This window comes from Streptococcus sanguinis (genome assembly GCF_019928825.1).
In the GTDB taxonomy this organism is placed as follows: domain Bacteria; phylum Bacillota; class Bacilli; order Lactobacillales; family Streptococcaceae; genus Streptococcus; species Streptococcus sanguinis_L.
In genome coordinates, this window is record NZ_JAHZOP010000004.1 from 89,777 (window position 1) to 114,858 (window position 25,082).

Annotated in this window: 30 protein-coding genes; 24 read left to right on the forward strand and 6 right to left on the reverse strand. The window is 44.4% G+C overall.

Features of this window, described 5'->3' with window-relative positions:
- Nucleotides 1-5 precede the first annotated feature (5 nt).
- From asp1 to K1J09_RS08615, 10 genes are all read left to right on the forward strand, one after another.
- Nucleotides 6-1,586 (forward strand): accessory Sec system protein Asp1, encoded by a 1,581-nt coding sequence (gene asp1, locus K1J09_RS08570; protein ID WP_223323455.1) that lies wholly within the window; start codon nt 6-8, stop codon nt 1,584-1,586.
- Nucleotides 1,576-3,105 (forward strand): accessory Sec system protein Asp2, encoded by a 1,530-nt coding sequence (asp2, locus tag K1J09_RS08575; protein WP_223323457.1) that lies wholly within the window; start codon nt 1,576-1,578, stop codon nt 3,103-3,105. Before asp1 ends, asp2 begins: the two co-directional genes overlap by 11 nt.
- Nucleotides 3,102-3,581 (forward strand): accessory Sec system protein Asp3, encoded by a 480-nt coding sequence (asp3, locus tag K1J09_RS08580; protein ID WP_223323459.1) that lies wholly within the window; start codon nt 3,102-3,104, stop codon nt 3,579-3,581. Before asp2 ends, asp3 begins: the two co-directional genes overlap by 4 nt.
- Nucleotides 3,574-5,955 (forward strand): accessory Sec system translocase SecA2, encoded by a 2,382-nt coding sequence (gene secA2 / locus K1J09_RS08585; protein ID WP_223323461.1) that lies wholly within the window; start codon nt 3,574-3,576, stop codon nt 5,953-5,955. The genes asp3 and secA2 overlap by 8 nt, the downstream gene beginning before the upstream one ends.
- Nucleotides 5,956-5,967: 12 nt before the next feature.
- On the forward strand, nt 5,968-7,488 hold the full coding sequence (gtfA, locus tag K1J09_RS08590; protein WP_223323463.1) for an accessory Sec system glycosyltransferase GtfA: 1,521 nt from the start codon (nt 5,968-5,970) through the stop codon (nt 7,486-7,488).
- Nucleotides 7,472-8,824 (forward strand): accessory Sec system glycosylation chaperone GtfB, encoded by a 1,353-nt coding sequence (gtfB, locus tag K1J09_RS08595; protein WP_223323465.1) that lies wholly within the window; start codon nt 7,472-7,474, stop codon nt 8,822-8,824. The genes gtfA and gtfB overlap by 17 nt, the downstream gene beginning before the upstream one ends.
- Nucleotides 8,817-8,999: an accessory Sec system protein Asp4 gene (asp4, locus tag K1J09_RS08600; protein ID WP_002897858.1), complete on the forward strand. Its 183-nt coding sequence runs from the start codon at nt 8,817-8,819 to the stop codon at nt 8,997-8,999. Before gtfB ends, asp4 begins: the two co-directional genes overlap by 8 nt.
- A 1-nt stretch (nt 9,000) precedes the next feature.
- A complete protein-coding gene (gene asp5 / locus K1J09_RS08605; protein ID WP_061602703.1) occupies nt 9,001-9,222 on the forward strand; it encodes an accessory Sec system protein Asp5 in 222 nt (73 codons plus the stop codon).
- Between the two features lie 173 nt (nt 9,223-9,395).
- Complete coding sequence (locus tag K1J09_RS08610) at nt 9,396-9,776, forward strand: CidA/LrgA family protein (RefSeq protein WP_023916062.1); 381 nt, start codon at nt 9,396-9,398, stop codon at nt 9,774-9,776.
- Nucleotides 9,769-10,464: an LrgB family protein gene (locus K1J09_RS08615; protein ID WP_223323467.1), complete on the forward strand. Its 696-nt coding sequence runs from the start codon at nt 9,769-9,771 to the stop codon at nt 10,462-10,464. The genes K1J09_RS08610 and K1J09_RS08615 overlap by 8 nt, the downstream gene beginning before the upstream one ends.
- A 42-nt stretch (nt 10,465-10,506) precedes the next feature.
- On the opposite strand, the gene K1J09_RS08620 is transcribed toward K1J09_RS08615, so the two are convergent.
- Nucleotides 10,507-11,340, reverse strand: a complete 834-nt coding sequence (locus K1J09_RS08620) for a lantibiotic ABC transporter permease (protein ID WP_223323469.1) — start codon at nt 11,338-11,340, stop codon at nt 10,507-10,509.
- A gap of 14 nt (nt 11,341-11,354) precedes the next feature.
- A complete protein-coding gene (locus K1J09_RS08625; protein WP_002912147.1) occupies nt 11,355-12,062 on the reverse strand; it encodes an ABC transporter ATP-binding protein in 708 nt (235 codons plus the stop codon).
- 180 nt (nt 12,063-12,242) lie between these two features.
- Here K1J09_RS08625 and K1J09_RS08630 point away from each other — a divergent pair, with 180 nt between their 5' ends.
- The 3 genes from K1J09_RS08630 to pyk all read left to right on the forward strand — a co-directional run bounded on the left by K1J09_RS08630 (nt 12,243) and on the right by pyk (nt 18,010).
- A complete protein-coding gene (locus tag K1J09_RS08630; RefSeq protein WP_317627839.1) occupies nt 12,243-15,353 on the forward strand; it encodes a DNA polymerase III subunit alpha in 3,111 nt (1,036 codons plus the stop codon).
- An 84-nt stretch (nt 15,354-15,437) separates the two neighbouring features.
- Nucleotides 15,438-16,448: a 6-phosphofructokinase gene (gene pfkA, locus K1J09_RS08635; RefSeq protein WP_124764943.1), complete on the forward strand. Its 1,011-nt coding sequence runs from the start codon at nt 15,438-15,440 to the stop codon at nt 16,446-16,448.
- 56 nt (nt 16,449-16,504) lie between these two features.
- Complete coding sequence (gene pyk, locus K1J09_RS08640) at nt 16,505-18,010, forward strand: pyruvate kinase (protein WP_125331454.1); 1,506 nt, start codon at nt 16,505-16,507, stop codon at nt 18,008-18,010.
- 88 nt (nt 18,011-18,098) lie between these two features.
- Here the strand turns inward: pyk and K1J09_RS08645 are convergent, their stop codons facing one another.
- The 4 genes from K1J09_RS08645 to K1J09_RS08660 form a co-directional block, all read right to left on the reverse strand.
- Nucleotides 18,099-19,250 (reverse strand): tyrosine-type recombinase/integrase, encoded by a 1,152-nt coding sequence (locus tag K1J09_RS08645; protein ID WP_223324060.1) that lies wholly within the window; start codon nt 19,248-19,250, stop codon nt 18,099-18,101.
- Between the two features lie 117 nt (nt 19,251-19,367).
- Entirely contained in the window at nt 19,368-20,057 is a 690-nt protein-coding gene (locus K1J09_RS08650) for a hypothetical protein (RefSeq protein ID WP_223324059.1), read from the reverse strand.
- 12 nt (nt 20,058-20,069) lie between these two features.
- Nucleotides 20,070-20,459, reverse strand: a complete 390-nt coding sequence (locus tag K1J09_RS08655; protein ID WP_223324058.1) for an ImmA/IrrE family metallo-endopeptidase — start codon at nt 20,457-20,459, stop codon at nt 20,070-20,072.
- An 18-nt stretch (nt 20,460-20,477) separates the two neighbouring features.
- Nucleotides 20,478-20,828 carry a helix-turn-helix domain-containing protein gene (locus tag K1J09_RS08660; RefSeq protein WP_223324057.1) on the reverse strand — a complete coding sequence of 117 codons (351 nt, stop codon included), beginning with the start codon at nt 20,826-20,828 and terminating at the stop codon, nt 20,478-20,480.
- 300 nt (nt 20,829-21,128) lie between these two features.
- Here K1J09_RS08660 and K1J09_RS08665 point away from each other — a divergent pair, with 300 nt between their 5' ends.
- From K1J09_RS08665 to K1J09_RS08710, 11 genes are all read left to right on the forward strand, one after another.
- Nucleotides 21,129-21,341 carry a helix-turn-helix domain-containing protein gene (locus K1J09_RS08665; RefSeq protein WP_223324056.1) on the forward strand — a complete coding sequence of 71 codons (213 nt, stop codon included), beginning with the start codon at nt 21,129-21,131 and terminating at the stop codon, nt 21,339-21,341.
- 8 nt (nt 21,342-21,349) lie between these two features.
- A complete protein-coding gene (locus tag K1J09_RS08670) occupies nt 21,350-21,670 on the forward strand; it encodes an excisionase (protein WP_223324055.1) in 321 nt (106 codons plus the stop codon).
- A 43-nt stretch (nt 21,671-21,713) separates the two neighbouring features.
- The gene (locus K1J09_RS08675) at nt 21,714-21,980 is read left to right on the forward strand and encodes a hypothetical protein (RefSeq protein ID WP_223324054.1); all 267 of its coding nucleotides are present in this window, start codon (nt 21,714-21,716) and stop codon (nt 21,978-21,980) included.
- A 20-nt stretch (nt 21,981-22,000) separates the two neighbouring features.
- Nucleotides 22,001-22,153, forward strand: coding sequence for a hypothetical protein (locus tag K1J09_RS08680; RefSeq protein WP_223336033.1), 153 nt, complete (start codon nt 22,001-22,003; stop codon nt 22,151-22,153).
- 15 nt (nt 22,154-22,168) lie between these two features.
- Nucleotides 22,169-22,360 (forward strand): hypothetical protein, encoded by a 192-nt coding sequence (locus K1J09_RS08685; protein ID WP_223324053.1) that lies wholly within the window; start codon nt 22,169-22,171, stop codon nt 22,358-22,360.
- On the forward strand, nt 22,357-23,196 hold the full coding sequence (locus K1J09_RS08690) for an SIALI-17 repeat-containing surface protein (protein ID WP_223324052.1): 840 nt from the start codon (nt 22,357-22,359) through the stop codon (nt 23,194-23,196). The genes K1J09_RS08685 and K1J09_RS08690 overlap by 4 nt, the downstream gene beginning before the upstream one ends.
- 46 nt (nt 23,197-23,242) lie before the next feature.
- Entirely contained in the window at nt 23,243-24,085 is an 843-nt protein-coding gene (locus tag K1J09_RS08695) for a phage replisome organizer N-terminal domain-containing protein (protein ID WP_223324051.1), read from the forward strand.
- A 228-nt stretch (nt 24,086-24,313) separates the two neighbouring features.
- Nucleotides 24,314-24,466 (forward strand): hypothetical protein, encoded by a 153-nt coding sequence (locus K1J09_RS08700; RefSeq protein WP_223324050.1) that lies wholly within the window; start codon nt 24,314-24,316, stop codon nt 24,464-24,466.
- The gene (locus tag K1J09_RS08705; protein ID WP_223324049.1) at nt 24,459-24,800 is read left to right on the forward strand and encodes a DNA-binding protein; all 342 of its coding nucleotides are present in this window, start codon (nt 24,459-24,461) and stop codon (nt 24,798-24,800) included. Before K1J09_RS08700 ends, K1J09_RS08705 begins: the two co-directional genes overlap by 8 nt.
- Nucleotides 24,784-24,909, forward strand: coding sequence for a hypothetical protein (locus K1J09_RS11835; RefSeq protein WP_263281547.1), 126 nt, complete (start codon nt 24,784-24,786; stop codon nt 24,907-24,909). The genes K1J09_RS08705 and K1J09_RS11835 overlap by 17 nt, the downstream gene beginning before the upstream one ends.
- Nucleotides 24,906-25,082 carry a hypothetical protein gene (locus K1J09_RS08710; protein ID WP_223324048.1) on the forward strand — a complete coding sequence of 59 codons (177 nt, stop codon included), beginning with the start codon at nt 24,906-24,908 and terminating at the stop codon, nt 25,080-25,082. The genes K1J09_RS11835 and K1J09_RS08710 overlap by 4 nt, the downstream gene beginning before the upstream one ends.

The following is a 25,082-nucleotide window of genomic DNA, read 5'->3' on the forward strand; positions in this document are numbered from 1 at the left end:
AAACTATGTATTACTTTATTCCTTCATGGAGTGGCAGTGGGGATCGGGTTTGGCACCGGGATATTATCCCTTGGTACCGCTCCATGCAGCGACTGGAGTTTGATGACTCGATTCATCAGATTCGGATTTTTCAAAGTGAAAATCTGCCGGTCCAGCTGCTTTTGCCAGCCTATATGCCACATGCCCGCTACCTCTTGCATCGGCAGGATATTTTTGAGACGGACTATTACTCGGTCTTTGATGAGATTCAGGGAATTCAGTCTAAAGAAATGCAGGTGTTGCAAATCAAGGATCTGGACTGGGAGCCAGACTGCGAGTTTGTCTATACGCCCTTTCTAATCATGGTCCGCAGGCAGGGACAGCTCTATGCCCATGTCGAGTTTGGAGTAGAAAGCTTTATCAGCTTCATCAAGTTTTTCAAGGATGACCAGCTGGAGAAGTTGTATATCTTTGATGATCGGGGCTTTGTTTCCAGTATCACCTATTATGAAGAGGGGCAGCCCCTTTATCAGGACTACCTGCAGCCGGATGGTGACTGGCGGATTCGCGAGCATCTGAAGCCTGACGATAGCCGAGTAGAGGTCAATCCTGCTTACTTACTGGACTTTGATAAGCTGGAGTATGAGCGGATGCCGGACTTAATCTTGGAGAAATTAGGTCATTATATCGAGCGCAATGCAGGAGCGAACAGCCGTTTCGTCCTGGCAACGCATCCCTTATACACTCAAGCTATTTTGCGCTTGTTGCCCAAGAATGTTCAAATCATTCTCAGCTTTTTCCACGAGCGCAATCATGCAGTAGATTGGCAGGCTTTAGAAGCAGATTTGCAGCAGGCAGATCTAGTCTTGACTGATCGTATGGACTTCAAGAAGGCTATTCAGCGCTACCTGCCTAGACAGGCTCAGAAGGTTCATTACCTGTCGCCTTTTGATACCCGTCTGCAGCTGGGCAAGAGTCAACGCCGGCGTGAATCCAAGATTTTTTATCAGATTAATCTGGAAGAAGGGCTTAATGACTATGCCATCTTCAAGGTTCTCCACTATGTGGCCAAGCATCCGGATACAGAGCTGACTATCGGTGTTTACAATGCCTGGCAGGAAGGGATCCAAAAAGTGGAGACCAAGGTGCAGGAGGTTATTGATGAGTATCTGAACCAGTATGAGTTTGTCAAGAACTACCGTCGCAGTGAGCAGGCTGAGAATGCCCTGCTGGAAAATCAGGAGCAGGACCTTCGTTTCACCATTAAGAATATTACGGACGAGCTCAGCTTGATTCAGGAGCTGGATGATACACGATTAATCATTGACCTGAGTGAGCAGCCCAATCTCTATACGCAGATTGCTGGGATTTCAGCTGGGATTCCGCAGATCAATCTGGTGGGTTCGGACTATGTGACCCATCTGCAAAATGGCTATATCTTGGACTCTATCTCTGATCTACCGACTGCTGCAGACTATTACTTGGAAGGTTTGAAAAATTGGAACCAGGCCTTGATTTATTCTATTGAAAAAATCCATCATAATACTGGTCTGGAGCTGATTGGCCGCTGGGAGCAGTGGCTCAAGGAGGCTGAGAATGCAAAATAAGCTGAAAATCTTACAGATTGGTTCAAGCGACTGGAGCAAGGAGCTTGCTATTCCAGACAATATGGCCTGGTATTATTTCTTTCCTAACTCCAATCTAGCTATCAAAAAAGTCATGGAAATGGATAAGATTGGCAAGTTTGATGCGATTTTGGTAGACGATTTGCGTCGGATTCCAGATTTGTTTATGATTGAGCCCCAAATTATCCCTTATACAGTTTTCTATGATCAGGAACAGGAAACCCAGGAAGCGGATATTGAGTACTTCCTTAAGCGTCACTGTGCTCAGCCAACGGATATGAGTGATCGAGCTGACCTGGTTCGCAAGCTGTCCAAAGCTCTCTTTTCCGGCCAGTATGGGGATAAGATGACTCCACTCGATATGGTGGTCAGCCCTGGATTTCGGGGCAAGATTTGCTACAATGGCTATGAAAATCTAGAGCTGGAAGGTGATTTTGGTCAGGACTTTCAGCCAATCCTGTCTTGGAAATATAATATTATAGCCAACAAGTTCAATCCAGTTGAACTTTGGCTTGAATATGAAAAGTCAGGCAGCTGTGAGCTGCGGCTGCGCCTCTATAATATCCAGGAAGGCTCGACTGCAGATATTGCTCGCGAGACTATTTTCACAGAAGAGGACATGCGGGAATCCATGGTTCTGGACAATGACTTTACTTCCTATCTGGGCGTCAGTCTGGAGGCTAGAGGTGAGGGACAGATTCAGGTCGGTGCTCTGCATCAGCGTCTGACCCGCTTTGAGTTTGGTAAGTATGTTCTGGGTGGGAAAATTTTTCGTGATAGTCACCGTCAGGAGATTAATTACTTCTTTTATCCGGGAGATTTGAAGCCGCCTTTGGCTGTTTATTTCTCTGGTTACCGTCGGGCGGAAGGCTTTGAGGGCTTTGGAATGATGCGCAGTTTGGGCTGTCCTTTTCTCTTATTTTCAGATCCGCGCGTGGATGGCGGTATGTTTTATTTGGGCAGCCAGGAGCTGGAGAGCAGTATTCATAACATTATCCAAGAGCATTTGGACTTTCTGGGCTTTACCGAGCGGGATTTGATTCTATCAGGCATGTCGATGGGGACCTACGGTGCGGTTTATTACGGATCAGAGTTTCGTCCGCGGGCTATCGTTTTGTCCAAGCCCTTGGGAAATCTAGGCACTATTGCCCAACGTGGTCGTTTACGCCTGCCCGAGGTCTTTCCGACGGCTCTAGATGTCCTTCACCGTCACACGGGTGGCAAAGATAAGGAGCATGTAGAGGATCTGAATCAACGCTACTGGCGTAAGTTTGAGAAGGCTGATTTCAGCCGTACGACCTTTGGTATCGCCTATATGAAAGAAGAGGACTATGATCCGACGGCCTATGAGGACCTGGTGGCAGCTCTTCATCTGACCGAGGCCAAGCTGATTAGCAGAGGTGTCCCTGGACGCCATAATGACGACTTAGCTGTGTCTGTGTCTTGGTTTATGAATTACTATCGAATGATATTGGAAAAGGAATTTGGGAGAAAGAAATGAAAATTCAAAAAAGAAAGGGCATATACTGGGGAGAGCTGAGAGGGGTTTCGGCAGCTGGTAAAATGACTGACTTTACCTATCTCTACGGCACTACCCTTATCATGCATTCTCCTTCACATGTATTTTTTGAAAATAAACTAATGGCCTCCGGCCAGACCATCCATGAATGGTCTTCCAAATGGAACTATCAGCGAGACCGGCAGGTGCCTTCTCTCCCTTTGCTCAAAAAGGGAGCTCGCTACTGCCTGTCTAGAGATATGACCACCTATCCTGAATCCAGCGTCTTTCTGAAAATCATCTTCTTTGACCGCTATGAGAAAGAAATCAGCAATCAAGTGGAGCGCTCGGAGAGCATGGTGTTTATCTATCCAAACGAAGCCTATAGCTATAAGGTTCAGCTGCTGAGTGCAGGAGTTGAGTCCTTAGAGTTTCATTGCCTAAACATTGACCAAATCATAGAGGAGTCTGATGATTAAAAATCATTTTCAAATTCAGCGCTTAAAGAAAATCTTAGCCAAAGTCAAGAGCTTTGAGTCAGAAATGGCTGGCCTGTCAGACGCTGATCTGAGAAAGAAAACACAGGAATTTAAGGAGAGACTGGCTACAGGTGAGACTTTAGATGACTTGCTGCCGGAGGCTTATGCTGTAGTGCGGGAAGCGGACAAGCGGGTGCTGGGCATGTTTCCTTACGATGTGCAGGTCATGGGGGCGATTGTTCTTCATGAGGGCAATGTCGCTGAGATGGCTACGGGAGAGGGCAAGACTCTGACGGCTACCATGCCGCTCTATCTCAATGCCCTGTCTGGTCAAGGAGCTATGCTGGTGACCACCAATACCTATCTGGCTCTGCGGGATGCTAAGGAAATGGGACAGGTCTATCGTTTTCTGGGGATGACTATTGAGGCAGCGGTGGTAGCTGATGAGACTGAAAATTTGACTCCCAAGCAGAAGCGGCTGATTTACCAGGCGGATATTGTCTATACGACCAATAGTGCCTTGGGCTTTGACTATCTGATTGAAAATCTAGCTGAGAATAAGGATAGTCAGTACCTTAGTCCTTTCAACTATGTCATCATAGACGAGATTGACTCTATCCTCTTGGACAGCGCTCAAGTGCCTTTAGTTATCTCTGGTGCGCCTCGGGTTCAGTCAAACTTCTATGGTATCATGGATACCTTCATTACGACTTTGAAAGAAGACGAGGATTATCACTACGATGACGAGAAGAATGAAGTCTGGCTGACATCGAAAGGTATTCTGTCGGCAGAGTCTTTTCTTGACTTGGAGCATCTTTTCTCCAAGGAAAATCAAGAGTTGGTTCGCCACCTCAATCTAGCCTTGCGGGCCCACAAGCTCTACAAGAAGGACAAGGATTATGTTGTCCGCCAGGGTGAGAAAGAAGCTGAAGTCGTACTTTTGGACCGCTCAACCGGCCGTCTGCTGGAAATGACCCGGCTTCAGGGAGGTCAGCACCAGGCTATTGAGGCCAAGGAGCATGTCAAGCTGACAGAGGAAACGCGAGCCATGGCTTCCATTACCTATCAGAATCTCTTCCGGCTCTTCCGGAAAATCTCGGGTATGACTGGAACCGGCAAGGTGGTGGAGAGCGAATTTATGGAGACTTACTCCATGTCTGTCATCAAGATCCCGACCAACCGGCCAGTCATACGCCAAGACTTGCCAGACCAGCTTTACCAGACCCTGCCAGAAAAAGTCTTTGCTTCTCTGGACGAGGTCAAGCACTACCATGCTCAAGGCAATCCGCTCTTGATTTTTACCGGCTCAGTGGAGATGTCAGAGATTTACTCTTCCCTCTTGCTGAGAGAAGGCATCGCCCACAACCTGCTCAATGCCAACAATGCGGCTCGTGAGGCTCAAATCATCGCTGAGTCTGGGCAGAAAGGTGCGGTGACGGTGGCTACATCCATGGCCGGCCGTGGTACGGATATAAAGTTGGGACCGGGTGTCGCTGATTTGGGTGGTCTCGTGGTGATTGGCACTGAGCGGATGGAAAACCAGCGGATTGACCTACAGATTCGTGGCCGTTCAGGCCGTCAAGGTGATCCGGGAATTAGTAAGTTCTTCATCTCGCTAGAGGATGATCTGCTCAGGAAGTGGGGACCAGACTGGCTCAAGAAGTTCTACAAGGACTACTCTGCTGAAGAGGTTCAGCAGCATCCAGTCCAGCTGGGACAGCGTCGTTTCAGACACTTGGTGGCTAAGGCTCAGAGGGCTAGCGAAAGCAGCGCCAAGATGTCCCGTCGGATGACGCTGGAATATGCCCAGTGTATGAAGATTCAGCGGGAGATTACCTATGCTGAGCGCAATCGCTTGATTCAAGCTGAAGAGCGGATTGATGAAGAAATCAGCCGTGTCCTCCGTCAGGTCATTCATCAGGCGGCCTATGAGCGGTCCTATGGGACGCGGGCTGACCTCTATCGCTTTATTTTAGATTATTTCAGCTATCATGCTGAGCGCATTCCTTATGATTTCGATATTTATTCGCCGGAGAAAATTGCAGAGCTCTTGCAGGATATTGCCGAGCAGGAATTGCAGGCAAAGAAAGCCTATCTCAAGTCTGACAAGCTCTTTACCCATTTTCAGCGGGTGTCCGTTCTCAAGGCTATTGATGAGAACTGGGTCGAGCAGGTGGACTATCTGCAGCAGCTCAAGACAGCCTTGAGCGGTCAGCATTTCTCTATGAAAAATCCTCTGGTAGAATACTACCAAGAGGCTTACGATGGCTTTGAATATATGAAGGAGCGCATGAAGCAGCAGATCGTCAAGAATCTTTTGATGAGTGAATTGGCACTCAACCCTAAAGGAGAAGTCATCATGTACTTCCCGTAAGACGAGGAGAATATGACAGTATATAACATCAACTTAGGCATCGGCTGGGCCAGCAGCGGTGTAGAATACGCCCAAGCTTATCGGGCCCAGCTACTGCGCAGAATCCAGCAGCCGGCTAAGTTTATCTTTATGGATATGATTTTAGCAGATAATATCCAGCATCTAACGGAAAATATCGGTTTTCTGGATGAGGAAGTTATCTGGCTTTATAATTACTTTACTGATATCAAGATTGCGCCGACGACGGTGACGCTGGACCAGGTGCTGGCTCAAGTCGCAGGTCAGCCGGAGCGCTCGGAGAGAGAGGGCAAGATTGTCCGCTATTTCTATCCGCAGGATGATCAGTTTATCACTTGCTATCTGCGGCAGGAAGACCAAGACTTTGTGGAGCATGTGGAGTATGTCTCGCGGGGAAGATTGATTCGCAAGGATTATTTCTCCTATGTCCGCTATGCTAGCGAGTATTTCGCACCTCACAATGACGCTGCAACCCTCTACCAGCGCCGTTTCTACCATGAAGACGGCAGTGTGGCTTATGACATGCTGATCGAAGATGGTCAGGAAGAGCTTTATCGCTTTCCAGATCGGATTTTCTATTCCAAGGCTGAGCTGGTCCGTTATTTCCTCCAATGTCTGCAGCTGCAGGCAGATGATGTGGTCATCTTGGATAGGGAGACAGGGATTGGTCAGGTTGTCTTTGAAGAGAGCCAGAAGGCTAAGCTAGGAGTAGTGGTCCATGCAGAGCATTTCAGTGAAAATGCCAGCAGTGACGACTACATTCTCTGGAACAATTTCTATGACTACCAGTTTACCAATGCTGACAAGGTGGACTTTTTCATCGTGGCAACTGAGGCTCAGAAAACGATTCTAGAGCAGCAGTTCCAGCATTACTCGGACAAGCGGCCCAAGATTGTCACCATACCGGTGGGCAGTCTTGGCCAGCTGACTTATCCCAAAGAGCCTCGCAAGCCTTTCTCCATGATTACGGCTTCGCGTCTCGCTACGGAAAAGCATATCGATTGGCTAGTGGCAGCGACTGTCCAAGCCCATGACCAGCTGCCTGAGCTGACTCTTGATATTTACGGTAAGGGGGGCGAAGAGGACAAGCTACGCCGAAGGATTGAGGAAGCAGGAGCGCAGGACTACATTCGACTCAAAGGGCATGCAGATTTAAGTCAGATTTATGCAGGCTATGAGCTTTATCTGACTGCTTCAACCAGCGAAGGCTTTGGTTTGACTCTTATGGAAGCAGTCGGCTCGGGTCTGCCTCTCATCGGCTTTGATGTCCGCTATGGCAATCAGACTTTTATTGATGATGGTAAAAATGGCTATCTGCTGCCGGTCAGTTCCAATCAGGTCGAGGATCAGATTATTGCTGCTTTTGTAGAAAAAATAGTAGCTCTCTTTAGCCAAGGACGCCAGCAGGAGATGAGCCAACACTCTTATCAAGTAGCCGAGAATTATTTGACCAACCGGGTTGAAGAGGCTTGGTCCCAGCTTTTAAAGGAGGTCAGAGATGATTCAGCTCTTTGATTATTACAATCAGGAAACCCAGGATCTGCATGATTCCCTCCTTGCAGCTGGCTATGACTGTCCGACCATTGTCATTGAGGCCAATGGCTTTCTGCCGGACGACATGATCTCCCCCTATACTTACTTTCTGGGGGATGAAGAGGGAGCAGACCACCCGCTCTTTTTCAATCAAGTGCCGGTGCCCCCTTTCTGGGAAATCACAGGCGACCATCAGGCGGCGCGTGTCAGTGACATGGGAGAAGAAAGAGCACGGATTCACTATGCCAGTCAGGCCAAGGGCCGGCTGGTCAAGCAGGTGGACTGGCTGGATAAAAAAGGCCAGTTGCGACTGAGTGAGCGCTATAATAAGCAAGGCCGCTGCTTTGCCAAAACAGCTTATAAATCAGGCCAGGAGGCTTTCAACACGACCTATTACAGCACTGATGGTCAGGAGCGTATTGTGGAAAATCACGCCACCGGTGACATCATCCTAACCCTGGACCAAGAGCCCTTGCGGATTTTTAAAAGCCGAGTGGATTTTATCTGTTTCTTTTTAGAGCGGCTAGACTTGGACTTGGATCACATTCTCTTTAATTCGCTGGCTTATTCTTTCCTGGTTTCCCACAGCTTGACAGGCCGAGCTGGGCAGGATATTCTTTTCTGGCAGGAACCTCTGTATGACGAGCTTCCGGGCAATATGCAGCTGATTCTGGAAAATAGCCAGCTGCGGACGCAGACCATTGTCATTCCAGATTTAGCAACTTATGAAAAGGCCAAGAGTCTGGCAGCGACTGACCAGCAGAAGAAGTTCCTGCATCTGGGCTATCATTATGACTTCAAGCGGGACAACTACCTACGAAAAGATGCTTTAATTTTGACCCATTCAGATCAGATTGAAGGCTTAGAGACCTTGGTTCAGTCCCTGCCACAGCTAGTCTTTCGCATTGCTGCCCTCACGGAAATGTCACCTAAACTCTTATCTATGCTGTCCTATAAGAATGTCGTCCTTTATCAAAATGCCAGTCTCAAGCAGATCGAGCAGCTTTACTTGGAATCGGACATTTATCTGGATATCAATCACGGCGGTCAGGTCCTGCAGGCAGTGCGCAAGGCTTTTGAGAACAATCTCTTGATTCTAGGCTTTGAGCAGACCCTGCATGATAGGCACTACATTGCCCAACAGCATATTTTCTACAGCAGCCAGCCAGCTCAACTGGCATCAACTTTGGAAGAAGCCTTATCTGGTGTTGAGCAGATGCGGTCAGCCTTGCAAGCTCAAGGCAAACATGCCAATGATGTACCCGTCAGTCTTTATCAGGAGACTCTCCAAAGCTTGTTAGGAGGTCAGCATGGCTAAAAAAGATTTATTTCATAAGGATATTGAGGGACGGTTAGATGAGCTTAAGCATGGCAAGCCCAAGAAGGAGAAGGCCAGCCTGGGTGAAAACCTCAACAAGGCCTTTGTCATCGCCTTGGGCTTGATGATCTTGATTGGCTTGATTTTTACATTGATTGGAGCCTTGAGGAAATAAAATGCAAACAATATTGATTACACTTACCATTGTAGCAGCCTTTGTCTTGATTTTGCTGGTTAGTCTTCTTCCCAGAGAAAACCAGCAATTTTACAGAGACACCAATACATCGATCGGCAAGTCAGGCTACTGGGAAACCCACCTCGCAAAGAAAATCTTAGTTCTTTTGGCAAGTCTTGCCCTGATTGTGCTCATGATTTTCTTTATGATTCAATCCCTCTAGCATCTGTCTAGGAAGTTACTCAGACGACTGCTAAATAAGAAAGACCCTCTATTGCAGACAATGGAGGGAATTTTTATAAGCAAATTTTGGATGTAAAGGTTTTAATTTCTGAAAGCAACTTGATATTTTTCTGAAAAGGAGTAAACTGGATATACAAGTGATGGAGGTTTGGTATGAAATTATACGTTCAGTTGATGATTATTTTTATGATTTCCCTCGTTGGAGAAGGAATTTCAAGTGTTTTCCACCTACCTGTTCCGGGCAGTATCATTGGTTTGGTCTTGCTGTTTTTGGCTCTGCAATTCAAGATCCTGCGCCTGCGTCATATCAGTATGGTTGGCAATTTTCTCTTGGCAAATATGACCATCCTTTTTCTGCCTCCAGCAGTTGGCATCATGGATAAATTTCAGGTCATTGCGCCTTATCTGCTGCCGATTATTTTGATTGTTTTAGGAGCGATTGTGCTCAATGTCTGCGTGATTGCAGTTGTAGTGCAGCTGATTAAGACTCGTTTTGAAGGAGATTATGAGGAAGGAGACGCTAGCAATGTCTGATTTATGGAGCAACCCTCTCTTTGGCCTTGCCTTGTCTATCTTGGCCTATCTTGGTGGCCTATTGATTTTTCGGAGATTTCCCCATCCCTTGACAACACCATTGCTGATTGCAGCAGTTTTGGTTATTGCATTTTTAAAATTAACCGGTATTTCCTACAAGGATTACTATGTCGGCGGCTCCTATTTAAACAACCTGATTGTGCCATCTACGGTTGCTTTGGGAATTCCGCTTTACAAGACTTTTCATTTGATGAAGCACCATGCACGCAGTATTTTGATTGGGACCTTTGCGGCGGTTGTAGTCAATACCAGCTTCACTGCTCTGCTGGCTAAGTTTTTCGGAATGGACTTCTTTCTGGCTGTTTCTCTTTTTCCGAAATCTGTCACAACGGCCATGGCTGTCGGTATCACAGACAAGCTGCAAGGTCTTGCTACAGTGACCTTAGTGGTGGTGGTTGCGACGGGCATTCTGACCAGTGTCTTAGGACCAACGCTTCTTAAGCTCTTAAAAATCACAGACCCAGTAGCTATCGGTCTAGCTTTAGGGGGAACAGGCCATGCGGTAGGAACGGGAACCGCTTTTAAATACGGCCAGGTCGCAGGAGCTATGGCAGGACTTGCGATTGGCGTGACCGGCCTCATGTACGTTCTGGTCAGCCCCATCGTAGCAGCCATTATTCTGAAGTAAAAATAAACAAGGTTGAAACGTTTTGTTTCAACCTTGTTTTGCTTATTGCAGATTTAGTTTGTTTTTTACAATGGTATGGATTGTAAAATAGAAACCAAAAATTTTGACCAGTTCAAAGACGACTCTGATAATAATGAAGCCATCTAGCATCTGTTCAAATTCCGAAGAGGAGTAACTGTAATCATATAAACTAAGTAGTCCATATGAATCAAAAGAACTAGGTAATAAGAGTGACAGGACTGCCAGAACAGTCCAAATCAAAAATCCAAAGAGCACAGCCATCATAATCCGATTCTTCTTGAAAAGCTGTCCGACTGAGATCGCTAGATAAAAGAAGAGAATACCAGAAAGGATTTGAAGGAGATTAAGGAAGCCGTATTTGACAATCCATAGCCATAAATCTGGTATTTCACCAATAAATTTAAAAATCTCATTGAATGAAAAACCTACAAGGGGAAGAGCAATGCCAAAGATGACTAAACCACTAATAAACATGGTCAGCATACACAAGAGGGTCCAAACAAATGCGGAAAGAAGCTTGGACAGAAGAATCTGATGCGGGGTGACCGGCAAGGTCCAAGTCAGGTAGCCTTCTCTCCCAAAGACATTTTTATAAAATCGACGGATAATAATGATGGTATTGGATAGAAAGACTGCGCAAGATGCAGAAAACAGCAAGAGAAATAGTAGATAGAAAGTGATAATAACACCACTAGTAGCCATTGGGTAGTCACTATAGCGTTCCATGACCTCAGGTTTTAAGATGCTGCCAGCCACGAATCCCATGAAGACTGATAGAGTAAGAAGAATGGCAAAGGTGATACAATACCATTTGTAATTAGACTTAAAGTCGTATTTAAACAGTTTTCCAAACATATAATGAAGTCCTCCTAATAAAAGCGAAACTGGCTGCGGAAGAGATTATCAATGGATTGATTGTACTGTTGACGCAGCTGATTAGCATTTTCATGCAAAAGAATCTGACCTTGGTTAATCAGGATTACTTCATCCAAGATTGGCTCGATATCTGCAATCAAGTGGGTGGAAATGATGACAGAAGACTGAGGTGTGCGATTTTGGATGATGGTCTGCAGGATATAGTCACGAGCAGCCGGATCAACACCACCGATAGGCTCGTCTAGGATATACAGTTCCGCATGACGGCTCATGACCAAAATGAGCTGCATTTTTTCCTTGTTTCCTTTTGACAGACTTCCGATGCGCGCTTGAGGATCGATATGAAGATCCTTTAGAAGCTGCATGGCTTTCGCGCTGTCAAAATTATCATAAAAATCTTGGAAATATTTTACAGCTTCGATTACTTTGGAGCTGTCGCTTAGGTATGTCGTATCTGGTAGATAGGAAACGATTCTTTTGGTATCAGGAGAGGGTTTGACGCCTTTGAGATAAATATGACCAGAGGTCGGCTGCAAGAGACCATTGATAAGCTTGATAATAGTTGTCTTGCCGCTGCCATTAGGGCCTAGAAGTCCGATGATTCTGCCGGGCTGGATATTTAAGCTCACATCATACAGAGCGGGTGCGTCGCCATAATTTTTATGGACATGGTCAAGATAGACCAGAGGATACTGATTCATACATGTCTCCTTTATTTTCTGCAATTTACAATTATTGTACCTTTTCCTTAGGAAAATGGCAAAGAAAGCCGGAAAGGGTGAATGGAATCTTTCTGTTCAGTCAAACTCCTATTTCCCTCATTCAGTGAATTGCGGTATAATAGTTATAAGAAGAAGCAAAGCATGTTCAAGGAGAAAAATGTGGTGATACAACTTGATACCAAGACTGTTTACAGTTTTATGGATAGCTTGATTCCGATAAAGAAATATGTGCAGAAAGCCAAGGACTTAGGATACAGTCATCTGGGCATGATGGATGTGGACAATCTCTATGGAGCCTATCATTTCTTAGAGGAAGCCGAATCAGCGGGACTGCAGCCGCTTTTAGGCTTGGAACTGAGTCTGATTAAGGCAGAGCAGGAGCTTCATCTCCGTCTGCTGGCCTTGGACAGTCAGGGCTACCGCAATCTGATGAAAGTCTCGACTCTCAAGATGATGGGACAAAAAAACTGGGAGGATTTCCAGCATCTCTTTAAGGGATTGGCTGTGATTGTTCCTGCTTTTGACGGAGTAGCAGATCTGGATTTGGGGTTGGATTTTTATATTGGTGTCTTTCCAGCAACGCCCCAGCAGGAGTTTGGTCGGCCAACCCTGCCCCTGCATACTGTCCGATATTTTGATAGGGGGGATTTGGAGACCTTGCAGATGCTCCGAGCTATTCGAGAAAATGCCAGCCTGCGGGAGATTGGCAGTCTTCCCAATCATGAGTTTTTGCTGGCACCAGATGCTCTGGCAGGAGCTTTTAAGGAAACTTTCCCAGAGAGTTTGGCTAATCTTGAGAAGCTAGTCCGTCATGTTCACTATGATATCAATAGGGAGCTGAAACTGCCCCGCTTTAATCGGGAACGTTCTGCCGTGGAAGAGTTGCGGGAGCGCTCCGAAGCTGGCTTGAAAAAACGCGGTTTAACAGGTAAACTTTATCAGGAACGGCTGGATCAGGAGCTGGATGTCATTCATCAGATGGGCTTTGATGATTATTTCCTCATTGTCTGGGATTTGCTGCGCTTTGGTCGCAGTCAGGGTTATTATATGGGCATGGGCCGAGGATCTGCTGTTGGCAGTCTGGTGGCCTATGCTTTGGAGATTACTGGGATTGACCCAGTCAAGAATAACCTGCTCTTTGAGCGCTTTCTCAATCTAGAGCGCTATACCATGCCCGATATTGATATCGATATTCCTGATGTTTACCGGCCAGAGTTTATCCGCTATGTTCGTGACCGCTATGGCAGTATGCATGCAGCTCAGATTGTGACCTACTCGACCTTTGGAGCTAAGCAGGCCATTCGCGATGTTTTCAAGCGTTTCGGTCTGCCAGAGTATGAGCTGACCAATATCACCAAGAAAATCCGCTTCGGGGATAGTCTGACCTCTGCTTATGAGAAAAATATGGCCTTTCGTCAGATTATCAATAGTAAGCTGGAATATCAAAAGGCCTTTGATATTGCTAAAAAAATCGAAGGTCATCCCCGTCAGACTTCTATCCATGCAGCTGGCGTTGTGATGAGCGACAGTGACCTGACTGATCAGATACCGCTCAAATACGGCGAGGACATGTATATTACCCAATATGATGCCCACGGTGTGGAGAGCAATGGACTGCTCAAGATGGATTTTCTGGGCTTGCGCAATCTGACCTTTGTCCAGCGGATGAAAGAAGCAACCCTGAAAAAATATAAGGTAGATATTGAGATTGCAGAGATTGACTTGGAGGATGCAGACACTCTGAAACTCTTTGCGGCTGGCCAGACCAAGGGGATTTTCCAGTTTGAGCAGCCGGGTGCCATCAGTCTACTCAAGCGGGTTCAGCCGGTTCGCTTTGAGGAAGTAGTGGCCACAACCTCTCTCAATCGTCCTGGAGCCAGTGATTACATCGACAATTTTGTCAAGAGAAAGCATGGGTTGGAGCAGGTGGAGTTAATTGATGAAAGTTTGGCTGATATTCTAGCTCCGACTTACGGTATCATGCTCTACCAAGAGCAAGTCATGCAGGTGGCCCAGCGCTTTGGTGGCTTTAGTCTAGGGAAAGCCGATATTTTACGAAGAGCAATGGGCAAGAAAAGCGCTGCTGAAATGCACCGCATGCAGGAGGACTTTGTTGCAGGTGCTCTCAAGCTAGGTCACTCGGAATCCAAAGCCAAGGAAGTCTTTGCTATTATGGAGAAGTTTGCTGGCTATGGCTTTAACCGCAGCCACGCCTATGCCTACTCAGCTCTGGCTTTTCAGCTTGCTTACTTCAAGGCTCACTATCCAGATGTTTTCTTTGATGTCATGCTCAATTACTCTAGCAGTGACTATATCACTGATGCCCTGAGTTTTGACTTTGAAACAGCGCCCCTCAGTATCAATAATATTCCCTACCATGATAAGTTTCAGGATAAGAAGATATTTTTAGGCATGAAAAATATCAAAGGCCTGCCTAGGGATTTGGCTTACTGGATTATCGAAGAGCGACAAAATGCTGCCTTTACTGGGGTGGAAGACTTTATTCTGCGCCTGCCTCAGAATTACCATAAGATTCCGCTGCTGACTCCTCTGATTCAGCTGGGGCTCTTTGACAGTTTTGAGAAAAACCGCCAAAAAATTCTAGCCAATCTGCCTAATCTGTTTGTATTTGCGGATGAGCTGGGCAGTCTCTTTGCGGATACGACTTATTCTTGGACAGAGGCTCAGGATTTTAGCGATGCTGAAAAGTTTGAGCTGGAACAGAGCATTATCGGTGTGGGGCTTAGCGATCACCCCTTGGTTAAACTGGCCAAAGAAGCAGATCAGCCCTTTAGCTGGATTAGTGAGTTGACAGAAAATAGCAGAGCTAGGATTTTAGCTCAAGTCCAGACTGTCAAGACTATTCGGACTAAAAAGGGCGAGAATATGGCCTTCTTGCAGGTTTCAGATACGAAGAAAAAACTGGATGTTACCCTCTTTCCTGATACCTATCGTCAGTTGGGTGACCGTATTAAGGAGAAGGGTATTTACTACTTGACTGGCAAGGTGAAGGAGCGGGATGGCCGTTTACAGTTGGTCTTGTCAGATATAGAAGAAGCCACTACAGAACGCTTCTGGATAAAACTTGCTGGCCATGAACATGATCGAGAAATATCTCAGATTTTGCAGAAATACCCCGGTAATATTCCGGTTGTCCTGCGTTATGAAGATGAGAAGCGAACCATGTCTGCACCGCATTTTCGAGTGGAGAAATCAGAGCAACTACAAGAGGAATTGAAGAATTATACTATGAAAACGATTTTTCGTTAAAAAATATGGAAAATAAGAGAATTTTCATGATGATTGTGGTATAATCTATAAGAATGTTAAAAAGAAAAAGGAGCAAAAAGCGAAATGAAACGTATTGCTGTTTTGACTAGTGGTGGCGATGCCCCTGGTATGAATGCTGCCATCCGTGCAGTTGTTCGTAAAGCAATTTCCGAAGGAATGGAAGTTTACGGGATTTATGATGGTTACGCTGGAATGGTTGCTGGCGAGATTTACCCACTTGATGCGACATCAGTTGGTGACATTATTTCTCGCGGTGGAACTTTCCTTCACTCTGCTCGTTACCCTGAGTTTGCCCAAGTTGAAGGGCAGCTGAAAGGGATTGAGCAGCTTAAAAAACATGGAATCGAAGGTGTCGTTGTTATCGGTGGAGATGGATCTTACCACGGTGCGATGCGCTTGACAGAGCATGGCTTCCCAGCTGTCGGTGTTCCAGGAACCATTGACAATGATATCGTCGGAACAGACTTCACTATCGGTTTTGATACAGCTGTTACTACAGCCATGGATGCGATTGACAAGATTCGGGATACTTCATCCAGTCACCGTCGTACTTTCGTTATCGAAGTAATGGGACGTAATGCTGGTGATATTGCTCTTTGGGCAGGTATTGCATCTGGTGCGGACGAAATCATCGTTCCTGAAGAAGGTTTCAAGATCGAAGAAGTTGTTGAAAGCATTAAGAGTGGTTATGCCAAGGGTAAGAAGCACAACATCATCGTCTTGGCTGAGGGTGTCATGTCAGCGGATGAATTTGCTGAAAAGCTGAAAGAAGCTGGAGATATGAGCGATTTGCGTGTCACAGAGCTCGGACATATCCAGCGTGGAGGCTCACCAACTGCGCGTGACCGTGTTCTTGCATCTCGTATGGGAGCTCATGCTGTTAAACTGCTTAAAGCAGGTATCGGTGGAGTTGCTGTTGGAATCCGCAATGAGCAGATGGTTGAAAGCCCAATCCTAGGAACTGCTGAAGAAGGAGCACTCTTTAGCTTGACTGCTGAAGGTAAGATTGTCGTCAATAACCCGCACAAGGCTGATCTGGGCTTGGCTGATTTGAACCGCAGCATCAATATTTAATTATTATTTGTTATTCAGGCCAAGAGGCCAAATAGAAGAAGGAGTTTCATACAATCATGAATAAACGTGTAAAAATCGTTGCAACATTAGGTCCTGCGGTAGAAATCCGCGGTGGTAAAAAATTCGGTGATGACGGATATTGGGGAGAAAAGCTGGATGTTGAAGCATCAGCTCAAAACATTGCTAAGTTGATTGAAGCTGGCGCAAACACATTCCGTTTCAACTTCTCACACGGTGACCATGCTGAGCAAGGAGAGCGCATGGCAACTGTTAAGCGTGCAGAAGAAATTGCCGGTCAAAAAGTTGGTTTCCTTCTTGATACAAAAGGACCAGAAATTCGTACAGAATTGTTCGAAGGCGATGCAAAAGAGTATTCATACAAGACTGGTGAAAAAATCCGTGTTGCTACTAAGCAAGGTATCAAATCTACTCGTGAAGTAATTGCTTTGAACGTTGCTGGTGGATTGGACATCTACGATGATGTTGAAGTTGGCCGTCAAGTATTGGTTGACGATGGTAAACTTGGTCTTCGTGTTGTCGCTAAAGACGATGCTACTCGTGAATTTGAAGTAGAAGTTGAAAACGACGGCATCATTGCTAAGCAAAAAGGTGTGAACATTCCTAACACTAAGATTCCTTTCCCAGCGCTTGCTGAGCGTGACAATGACGATATCCGCTTTGGTCTTGAGCAAGGAATTAACTTCATCGCGATTTCATTTGTACGTACTGCAAAAGACGTCAACGAAGTTCGTGCAATCTGTGAAGAAACTGGTAATGGCCATGTTCAATTGTTCGCGAAAATCGAAAACCAACAAGGTATCGATAACTTGGACGAAATTATTGAAGCTGCTGACGGTATCATGATTGCCCGTGGTGACATGGGTATCGAAGTACCATTCGAAATGGTTCCAGTTTACCAAAAGATGATCATCACTAAGGTAAATGCAGCTGGTAAAGTGGTTATCACAGCAACTAACATGCTTGAAACCATGACAGAAAAACCACGTGCAACTCGTTCAGAAGTATCAGACGTATTTAACGCTGTTATTGACGGAACTGATGCAACTATGCTTTCAGGTGAGTCTGCAAACGGTAAATACCCACTTGAGTCAGTAACAACAATGGCTACTATCGATAAGAATGCTCAAACCCTTCTTAATGAATATGGCCGTTTGACAACTGATAACTTTGAGCGCAACTCTAAGACTGAAGTTATGGCTTCAGCAGTTAAAGATGCTACAAACTCAATGGATATCAAGTTGGTAGTTACCCTTACTAAGACTGGTCACACAGCTCGTTTGATTTCTAAATACCGTCCAAATGCTGATATCTTGGCTATCACTTTTGACGAATTGACTCAACGCGGTCTTATGCTGAACTGGGGTGTAATTCCAGTGACTACAAACACTCCATCTAACACAGATGATATGTTTGACATCGCTGAGAAGATTGCAGTTGAGCAAGGCTTGGTTGAATCTGGTGATGATATCGTTATCGTTGCTGGTGTGCCGCTTGGTGAAGCAGTTCGTACCAACACAATGCGTATCCGTACAGTACGTTAATAGGAATTAAAAAACCTTGCTATATCAACGTTTCAGCGTTGTTAGCAAGGTTTTTATTTGTTATAAGGGGCAAGTAAGGGGCAAAAATCTATTTTCGGTCATTGGCAATTGTGTCTAAAATATTCTCTATATTGGATTTCATGCTCTTTGTTACATGTGTATAGATTTGCATCGTAGTATTAGAGTCTTTATGCCCAACTCTTGCCATGATAGCTTTTACTGGTACATTTCTTTCGGCAAGCATGCTGATTAGTGTATGCCTAAAGATGTGGGAGCTGAGGGGCTTATTAATCGGCTTATCTAGTCTCTGATTGGCTTTCTGCAGGGTAATGTTAAAAGCATTTCTTTGAATTGGTTTTCCATGGTTGTTGAGGAAAATATAATCTGTATCAGAGAGTTCAGGGTTCGTACTAGTGGCTAGTTCATTTAGCTTGATAAACTCGTCGATGATCTCGATTTCACGGTTAGTCAAGTTAGTCGTGCGGTAGCTTGATATAGTTTTCGTCAGTTCTTTCTTGGCGTTTCTGTCAATACTGTCTAGTGTGCCGTGTATATCAAGCTCTCTGCTTTCTTTGTGGTAATTGTGTCTTTCGATAGCTACAGCTTCACCAATTCGACAACCATTCAAAGACATAAATTCAGCCAATAGCCCCGCTCTGTATGTTCTAGTGTTTTTATATAATTCTTTCAAGAGTGCATTTAGTTCTTCTGGCTCCAGGTATTTCTCAGTGACTGATTGCATATTTTCCAACGTCAATACACGTTTAGGGAGAGTAGTAGCCCTGGCAGGATTGTCAGTTATGATCCTTAGCTCTTGAGCATAATCAAACACTCCGTTTAAGACAACTTTGATATGGTTTAGTTGAGAAGCTGTGTAGTCAGAATTAGCAATATATCTCTTAATATAAGAGACATCGATATTGCGGATAGGAACATTAGGCGCAAAGTTGTTGGATAGTCTTTTGTATGCTGGTTTACGAGCACGGACACTAGACCGCCTGACTTCTTTTTGGTAAAATGTCCACCATTCTTCCAGGACATCGACAAACAGCCTGTCTGATGTCGTAAGCTTCTGGAGAACATTCTCAATCTTTTCTTCTAAAATCTTCTGGGCTTCTTTTTTGGCTCGACTAGAGCCACTATCTAAAGTAACTGAAACTCTGCGCCATTTCTCTGTATATGGATCTTTGTATCTCTCGAAAAATTTATATTTTCCGCTTTCTAATTTCTCTATCCACATTGTTTTTTCTCCTCATTTTTGATAAAATGAGTACAAGAAAACGACCTTTTGAATGGTTGTTTCTTATACAGGATTTCCCCACATTCAAGCTTGCCGGCCGAGAATGTGGGGATTTTTTTATTTTTCTAACAAAATTTCTATCTTCTGTTTCAAATCTTCCAGCTCAATCATTTCACTATTGGCTGTGCTGATGTAATAGTCTATGTCTTGTTTGGCTTCTCTTTTTCCACCAGGATGTCCATACTGGTTTAAGTAATCAATCATCCGCTTATAAAAAGCGATACTATCTCGCAGATAATTTTCTTTCATCCTGTAGTAATCTATCTCAGATCTAGTCTTGTCCCAAGTCGGGAAGTCAATATCTAAGTTAGTAGGAAAGCCTTTAAAAGAGTGAATCTCCCACAGCGTGGCATATTTATCATAAAATTCTTGCCCGGCGGCTGTAAGTTTTGTTTTTTCGCCCAAATCTTCTAGATATCCCTCGACCTTGAGCTTTCGGGTTACCTTTTCAGCATTAAGATTATACTGGCTAAAGAAGTATTTGGGGATTGCTGTAGATGACTTACGCCCTTGCTTAGTCTTCCCCCACCAAACGAGCAGCAACCACTCTCTAAGCTTGTGACCGTCGCCTGTCTTAAAACTGTCATTGTAAGCCGGCAAATCAAAACTGCGGCCGAAATAATCTACTAGACTAGGACGAGTGATCAAAATATCGTAATAGTCTTCAGAGAAGCTAGATTTACCTCTCACAACCAAATCAACCCTTGCATTATTTTTCTTTCCAAATAGAGCGCTAAAAATCCCCATAATTTGAACCTCCTAAAGACCTCCGGCAAACTTCAGATACTCGCCTTGTATCATGAGTTCGTCTGCGGTCGTTTTTAAATTATATTTTTTAGCAAAGTTAGACCAGTTAAATGCTGTCGGGTCATCATAGCTGGCCAGCTCTTCCTGGACCAGATGGCGGATCATGAAACGATTAGCTTCATTCTCGCAGCGCATAGCAGAGTGACGATAGATAGAGCCGATATGCTCTAAGTGTCCTAATTCGTGTAGCAATACTCTGTGGCGTTCTGCAGGCGATAAGGAGCTGTTCAAGAAAATAGTCCTTGTCTCTGCGTCATAGAAACCACGCCCAGCCCATTGGTCTGGCTCGAAAGTATAAAGTGATACCTCATACTGCTCCAACAGTTCTTTTTCTTTATCCATAATCTCCCTCACCTAAACTTATTTCTTGCTATTGAGGTAGCCCTCTATAATGCCCTTAATAGCTCGCTTGTCGTCATCAGACAATGGCTTACCGTCAAAGAGCATGATGCGGCCGTCCAAGTCATCAAGTTCTATTTCATGCTCTGGAGCTTTTTCTCCTGCAATAGCTGGGTTATCCGTCCGACCTAGTAAGTAGTCGGTAGATACTCCGAAATAGTCTGCAATTTCTTGAAGACGGTCAGAACTTACCTTTTGACGTTTTAAAGAATATAATGTGTTTTTGCTATATCCGAGCTTTTCTTCTACTTGATTTAAAGATAGACCTCGTTTTTTAGCAAGTTCTTTGATTCTTTCAAATGTTAAGAACATTGATTTATCAACCTTTCTCAGAGATTGACAAAAAATATTTAAATTATTTATATAAAAGTATTGACAAAGTTAAATAAATAATTTAAAATAGTTTTTGTAAGTTAAAGATTTAGTAAAAAACCTTGTAAAAACTTATCTAAAAATTAAATAGCTTTGGCGAGCGCATTGAATTGATAGATATATCGTTTTATCAAGTCTTTTAATTATGGTTTCATTTTAAATTATTTGTTTAAAACTGTCAAGCATTTTTATAAAATAATTTACTATTTCTTTAACTTTCTAATTAAGAAAGGAGAAAACATGAGCCAACAACACAAAAAATGGATTGAGCTAGTCAAGCAGCGAATGAAAGAAAAAGGTTGGAAAAAATCAGACCTTGCGACCGTTGTAGGAGTTTCACCGGCTGCTATTACGCTCTTGCTAAAAGAGGGGCGAGGAAGCGATGACTTGAAGCTAGAGGTGAAGAAAAAGCTTTCAATCCAAGAAAGCTGGGTTGTCTTTGAAGAAAGGTAGGGGATAAGATGCCGCAGGTAAAGATAAAAGAAATTATCTACACGCCAACCAACGGAACTGAAGAACCGACAGGCGGAGATTATGAACATCTAATTCAAAGGTGGCAAGGGCTGACACTTCCAACGGCAAAGCAATTTGTCAAAGAAATGCGAGAAAATGCAGAATTCGAGCAATATGTCTTCAATCCGACGCACAAGCTGATGTTTGTAGACTATGAGGGTTTCCGCAAGTTCTGGAAGTGGAAGCAGCTTAACCGCTACCGTGCTAAAAAAATAAGCCTTGCCGAGATAGAGTCGGACAAGGCACTAGCGAAGCGATTAGGCTTCTAAAAAGTATTTGCTTAATTATATCACACAACGAGGAGAAAAAACAATGGAACCAACATTAGGGAGTCAAATCATGGGAGTTGCTTTGATTGCAACCATCGCATTTGTTGCCGGCTGGTACGGCAACCGCATGGACGCTCACAAACGTGCGAAGAAAGAGCGCTTGGCACGCTTGGAAGCTGAGCTAGTGGCTCAGTACGAGGAAGATATGCGTCTGTATCACGAAGAACAGCGGCAAGCCGAAATGGACGCTTTGGCGATGGCTAGAAAAGCTATAACGCCAGCGTTTGAATATGCGGAGGTTTTGTCATGATATTTAAAAGAATTGTGACAATGGACGAACTAATTGAATTTAATGATTGCGAAGTAAGAGAGGTCGACGACAGCACGAAAAAACTTTTAGGTGATAAAGACTTAGTAGAGATCATTGAAAAAGGGGAAAGCTATCTCGTAAATACAGACTACATTATCATGATTAATCGTTGATCGTTAGGAGGGAATATGGAATTAAAAACAGGTGACTACGTCAAAATTTTAAAAAATGGTGAGTTTTTTAAAATCGTACAAATTAAAAATATGTACGGAAATATAATTAATACCACGCATGGGATTTATCTTCGCGATACGCTGGCAAGTAAACTTGATAGCAAATGCATTATATCCGGAATTGTGAAATGGGAGGATTTGAAATGATACCGAATTTTAGGGCTTGGCTCAAAGAAGAGAAAGAAATGATTGATGTCGATGAAATTCATTGGTATCGTGGTAAATTTGAGTTCATCGGTGATGGCATCACTTTTCAACGCTTAGCGAACGAAGTTGAACTCATGCAATCAACAGGTCTCAAAGATAAGAATGGCTTCAAGTTCAACCTTCCTCATGTGACTAACATTGTGAGTGTGGAATATAAAACACGCCTGAAGAATAAGCTTCAGAACCCTGTGAATGTACTACGCTTCACAGCAAGTGGTCAGGAGTATAGCTTTGAGCGTGAGATTGTGGTTGCAAATGCCAAGGGTTCAGCTAAAGGAACTATCCGCCCTTATTCTTGGGACGTTCCACCAGCACCAGTGTATGACATTCCAGAGTACACAGGAGACGCTGTTCCGTTAGACCCACCTGTGCATGAGAAACCAGAACTTGACATATCAGGTATCCCAGAAATGCCACCAGCTCCAATCCATGAGCTTCCAGAGTGGCAAGGAGGTACCAAACCGTTAGATCCTCCTACAGTTGACAAGCCTGAGTGGAACGGAGGAGCAGTACCCAATGACCCTCCTGTGTTAGACTGGCCAGAGTTGGTTATTCCAGAAGAGCCTAAGCCAGAATTGCCGCCTAAAACGCTCGAAAAAGAGCCGCCCGCTCCAAATACCAAGAATGAACCTAAAAACGCAACAGAGAGCAAATTAGAGGTCTCTACAAACGAATTACCAAAGACGGGAGAAGTCAGCAATGTATTTCTGTCAATCTTCGGTATTTCCCTACTGATTAGCGGAGCGATGATTTGGCACGATAACAAGAAAAAGTAAGGAGGGGATTGAAATAGCAAATCCAAAAAATAGGCGCTTCTATTGGTTGCAGCTGTCCGAGGAGTTTTTCAAATCGAAAGAAATGAAGCTCCTCCGACGGCTTCCAGGAGGCGAAGAGCACACGATCATCTATCTCAAACTCATGCTAGCTAGTCTACAAGACAATGGAAATATCTATTTTGAGGGTTTGGCTGACAGTCTTGCAGAAGAAATGGCTCTTATCATCGACGAAGACGCTGAAGCGGTCAGAATGACACTGATGTTCCTGGAGCAAAAAAAGCTATTGACGACATCAGACAATTTTGCCTATAAACTGGAACAAGTGCCAGAGATGATAGGCAGCGAAACCGCAAGCACCCGTAGGTCTCGCAAGCATCGAAGCACACAAAAAGCGTTGCAATGCAACACTGATGCAACAAAGTGCAACGGAGAGATAGAGAAAGATATAAATATAGATTTAGATAAAGATATAAATATAGAGTTAGAAGTTAGAGTAGAGAAAGAGGATGAAACTCTAACTACTGCTGAAATTTCAAAACTCTATCAATCCAGAATAGGAGTTCTTGATGGTCAGCAATATCAGATGTTGATTGATTATATTACGGAAGACAAAATGGAGCCTGACCTAATCAAACGTGCTATCGGGAAAGCTGCAGACAATAGCAAGCGATCATTTGGTTATATAAACCGCATTTTGAAGAATTGGGCGCAAAACGGCATACGAACGGTTGCCCAGCAGGATGAAGAACAGCGGCGATACCTTGAAAAGAAAGGCATCTATAAGCCAGACTCTAATATCCCAGAATGGTCTAAGGAGCATCCTAACTACCAACCGCCTGAAGAGTCAACGATACTATCAAGAGAGGAGTTCTTAGCACAAGATGACTAAAATTAACTACGATCAAGTCGCAGGGAATGAGTCTCTGTATAAGCAGTACAAGAACACTTTTTCTAAATGGTTCAACATGCAGCTATCCAGAAAGCAATATGTGGAATTTGTGGACATGTGTAGAGAGCATGTGAACATGCACCTAAATCCATTTAACATGTGCGCCTACATTCTCAAAAGGCCAGTAGAGGAAATAGTGACTAGATTTTTTCAAAAAGGAGATAAAACATGACAATACCAGAGCTTGAAACAGCGCTGCTATATCATATCACGCCTAACGAGCGCAAACGCCTGAAATGGTATAAGAAACATGATGTGGTTAAGTTTGTTAAGGAGTTAGGAAAACTTTGGCGAAAATACAAGGGAGAAGAAAATGGATAAATTACACAAACGGATTTTACAAGCCATTCCTGTAGGAAGTGATCGGCCGAGACCACGGAGGGAAATTGAACAAATGCTTGGTCTGAGCAAGCGATCTGTAGAAAAGGCTATCGAGCGATTGATCTATCGAGATGGTATTCCTATCGTGGCAATCAAACAAGCCGGGCACAATGGCTATTATCTGCCAAGGAATGAAGAAGAGCGCCAGGAGGGTCTGCAGGCTTACAAAGGTCAAATAAGGACCTCGCAACGCCGAGTATCAAAAGTTGAATCAGTCGACTTGGTGAAGTTCCACCAGGCACTAAAGGAGGGAGTCTATGCTCGAACCGTTTGATTATGACAAGTGGCTGACGACACCACCTGAAGAAAAACCAGAGCGTCCGGATCCCGACAATTGGGTTTATATCTCTGGGAGGTGGGTGTATGTGGGGGACGAAGTATGACAGCATACCTACTGAAAGAAATTGATAGATGGCGCTCTGAGTATATTCACCTCGGCCATGAGCTGGGCGAAGTTATCAACGAGCAGCAAGATAGAATCTTGGCACTTAGCCAAGAAAACAAGCGTCTCAAACGTGAAAATTGGAATTTGAAACAGACAAAAAGGAGAAAATAG

What these genes read in the sequence shown, in the direction of transcription:
- asp1 (WP_223323455.1), top strand. Translation starts at nt 6, where the DNA reads ATGTATTACTTTATTCCTTCATGGAGTGGCAGTGGGGATCGGGTTTGG.
- asp2 (WP_223323457.1), top strand. Translation starts at nt 1,576, where the DNA reads ATGCAAAATAAGCTGAAAATCTTACAGATTGGTTCAAGCGACTGGAGC.
- asp3 (WP_223323459.1), top strand. Translation starts at nt 3,102, where the DNA reads ATGAAAATTCAAAAAAGAAAGGGCATATACTGGGGAGAGCTGAGAGGG.
- secA2 (WP_223323461.1), top strand. Translation starts at nt 3,574, where the DNA reads ATGATTAAAAATCATTTTCAAATTCAGCGCTTAAAGAAAATCTTAGCC.
- gtfA (WP_223323463.1), top strand. Translation starts at nt 5,968, where the DNA reads ATGACAGTATATAACATCAACTTAGGCATCGGCTGGGCCAGCAGCGGT.
- gtfB (WP_223323465.1), top strand. Translation starts at nt 7,472, where the DNA reads ATGATTCAGCTCTTTGATTATTACAATCAGGAAACCCAGGATCTGCAT.
- asp4 (WP_002897858.1), top strand. Translation starts at nt 8,817, where the DNA reads ATGGCTAAAAAAGATTTATTTCATAAGGATATTGAGGGACGGTTAGAT.
- asp5 (WP_061602703.1), top strand. Translation starts at nt 9,001, where the DNA reads ATGCAAACAATATTGATTACACTTACCATTGTAGCAGCCTTTGTCTTG.
- K1J09_RS08610 (WP_023916062.1), top strand. Translation starts at nt 9,396, where the DNA reads ATGAAATTATACGTTCAGTTGATGATTATTTTTATGATTTCCCTCGTT.
- K1J09_RS08615 (WP_223323467.1), top strand. Translation starts at nt 9,769, where the DNA reads ATGTCTGATTTATGGAGCAACCCTCTCTTTGGCCTTGCCTTGTCTATC.
- K1J09_RS08620 (WP_223323469.1), bottom strand. Translation starts at nt 11,340, where the DNA reads ATGTTTGGAAAACTGTTTAAATACGACTTTAAGTCTAATTACAAATGG.
- K1J09_RS08625 (WP_002912147.1), bottom strand. Translation starts at nt 12,062, where the DNA reads ATGAATCAGTATCCTCTGGTCTATCTTGACCATGTCCATAAAAATTAT.
- pfkA (WP_124764943.1), top strand. Translation starts at nt 15,438, where the DNA reads ATGAAACGTATTGCTGTTTTGACTAGTGGTGGCGATGCCCCTGGTATG.
- pyk (WP_125331454.1), top strand. Translation starts at nt 16,505, where the DNA reads ATGAATAAACGTGTAAAAATCGTTGCAACATTAGGTCCTGCGGTAGAA.
- K1J09_RS08645 (WP_223324060.1), bottom strand. Translation starts at nt 19,250, where the DNA reads ATGTGGATAGAGAAATTAGAAAGCGGAAAATATAAATTTTTCGAGAGA.
- K1J09_RS08650 (WP_223324059.1), bottom strand. Translation starts at nt 20,057, where the DNA reads ATGGGGATTTTTAGCGCTCTATTTGGAAAGAAAAATAATGCAAGGGTT.
- K1J09_RS08655 (WP_223324058.1), bottom strand. Translation starts at nt 20,459, where the DNA reads ATGGATAAAGAAAAAGAACTGTTGGAGCAGTATGAGGTATCACTTTAT.
- K1J09_RS08660 (WP_223324057.1), bottom strand. Translation starts at nt 20,828, where the DNA reads ATGTTCTTAACATTTGAAAGAATCAAAGAACTTGCTAAAAAACGAGGT.
- K1J09_RS08665 (WP_223324056.1), top strand. Translation starts at nt 21,129, where the DNA reads ATGAGCCAACAACACAAAAAATGGATTGAGCTAGTCAAGCAGCGAATG.
- K1J09_RS08670 (WP_223324055.1), top strand. Translation starts at nt 21,350, where the DNA reads ATGCCGCAGGTAAAGATAAAAGAAATTATCTACACGCCAACCAACGGA.
- K1J09_RS08675 (WP_223324054.1), top strand. Translation starts at nt 21,714, where the DNA reads ATGGAACCAACATTAGGGAGTCAAATCATGGGAGTTGCTTTGATTGCA.
- K1J09_RS08680 (WP_223336033.1), top strand. Translation starts at nt 22,001, where the DNA reads ATGGACGAACTAATTGAATTTAATGATTGCGAAGTAAGAGAGGTCGAC.
- K1J09_RS08685 (WP_223324053.1), top strand. Translation starts at nt 22,169, where the DNA reads ATGGAATTAAAAACAGGTGACTACGTCAAAATTTTAAAAAATGGTGAG.
- K1J09_RS08690 (WP_223324052.1), top strand. Translation starts at nt 22,357, where the DNA reads ATGATACCGAATTTTAGGGCTTGGCTCAAAGAAGAGAAAGAAATGATT.
- K1J09_RS08700 (WP_223324050.1), top strand. Translation starts at nt 24,314, where the DNA reads ATGACAATACCAGAGCTTGAAACAGCGCTGCTATATCATATCACGCCT.
- K1J09_RS08705 (WP_223324049.1), top strand. Translation starts at nt 24,459, where the DNA reads ATGGATAAATTACACAAACGGATTTTACAAGCCATTCCTGTAGGAAGT.
- K1J09_RS11835 (WP_263281547.1), top strand. Translation starts at nt 24,784, where the DNA reads ATGCTCGAACCGTTTGATTATGACAAGTGGCTGACGACACCACCTGAA.
- K1J09_RS08710 (WP_223324048.1), top strand. Translation starts at nt 24,906, where the DNA reads ATGACAGCATACCTACTGAAAGAAATTGATAGATGGCGCTCTGAGTAT.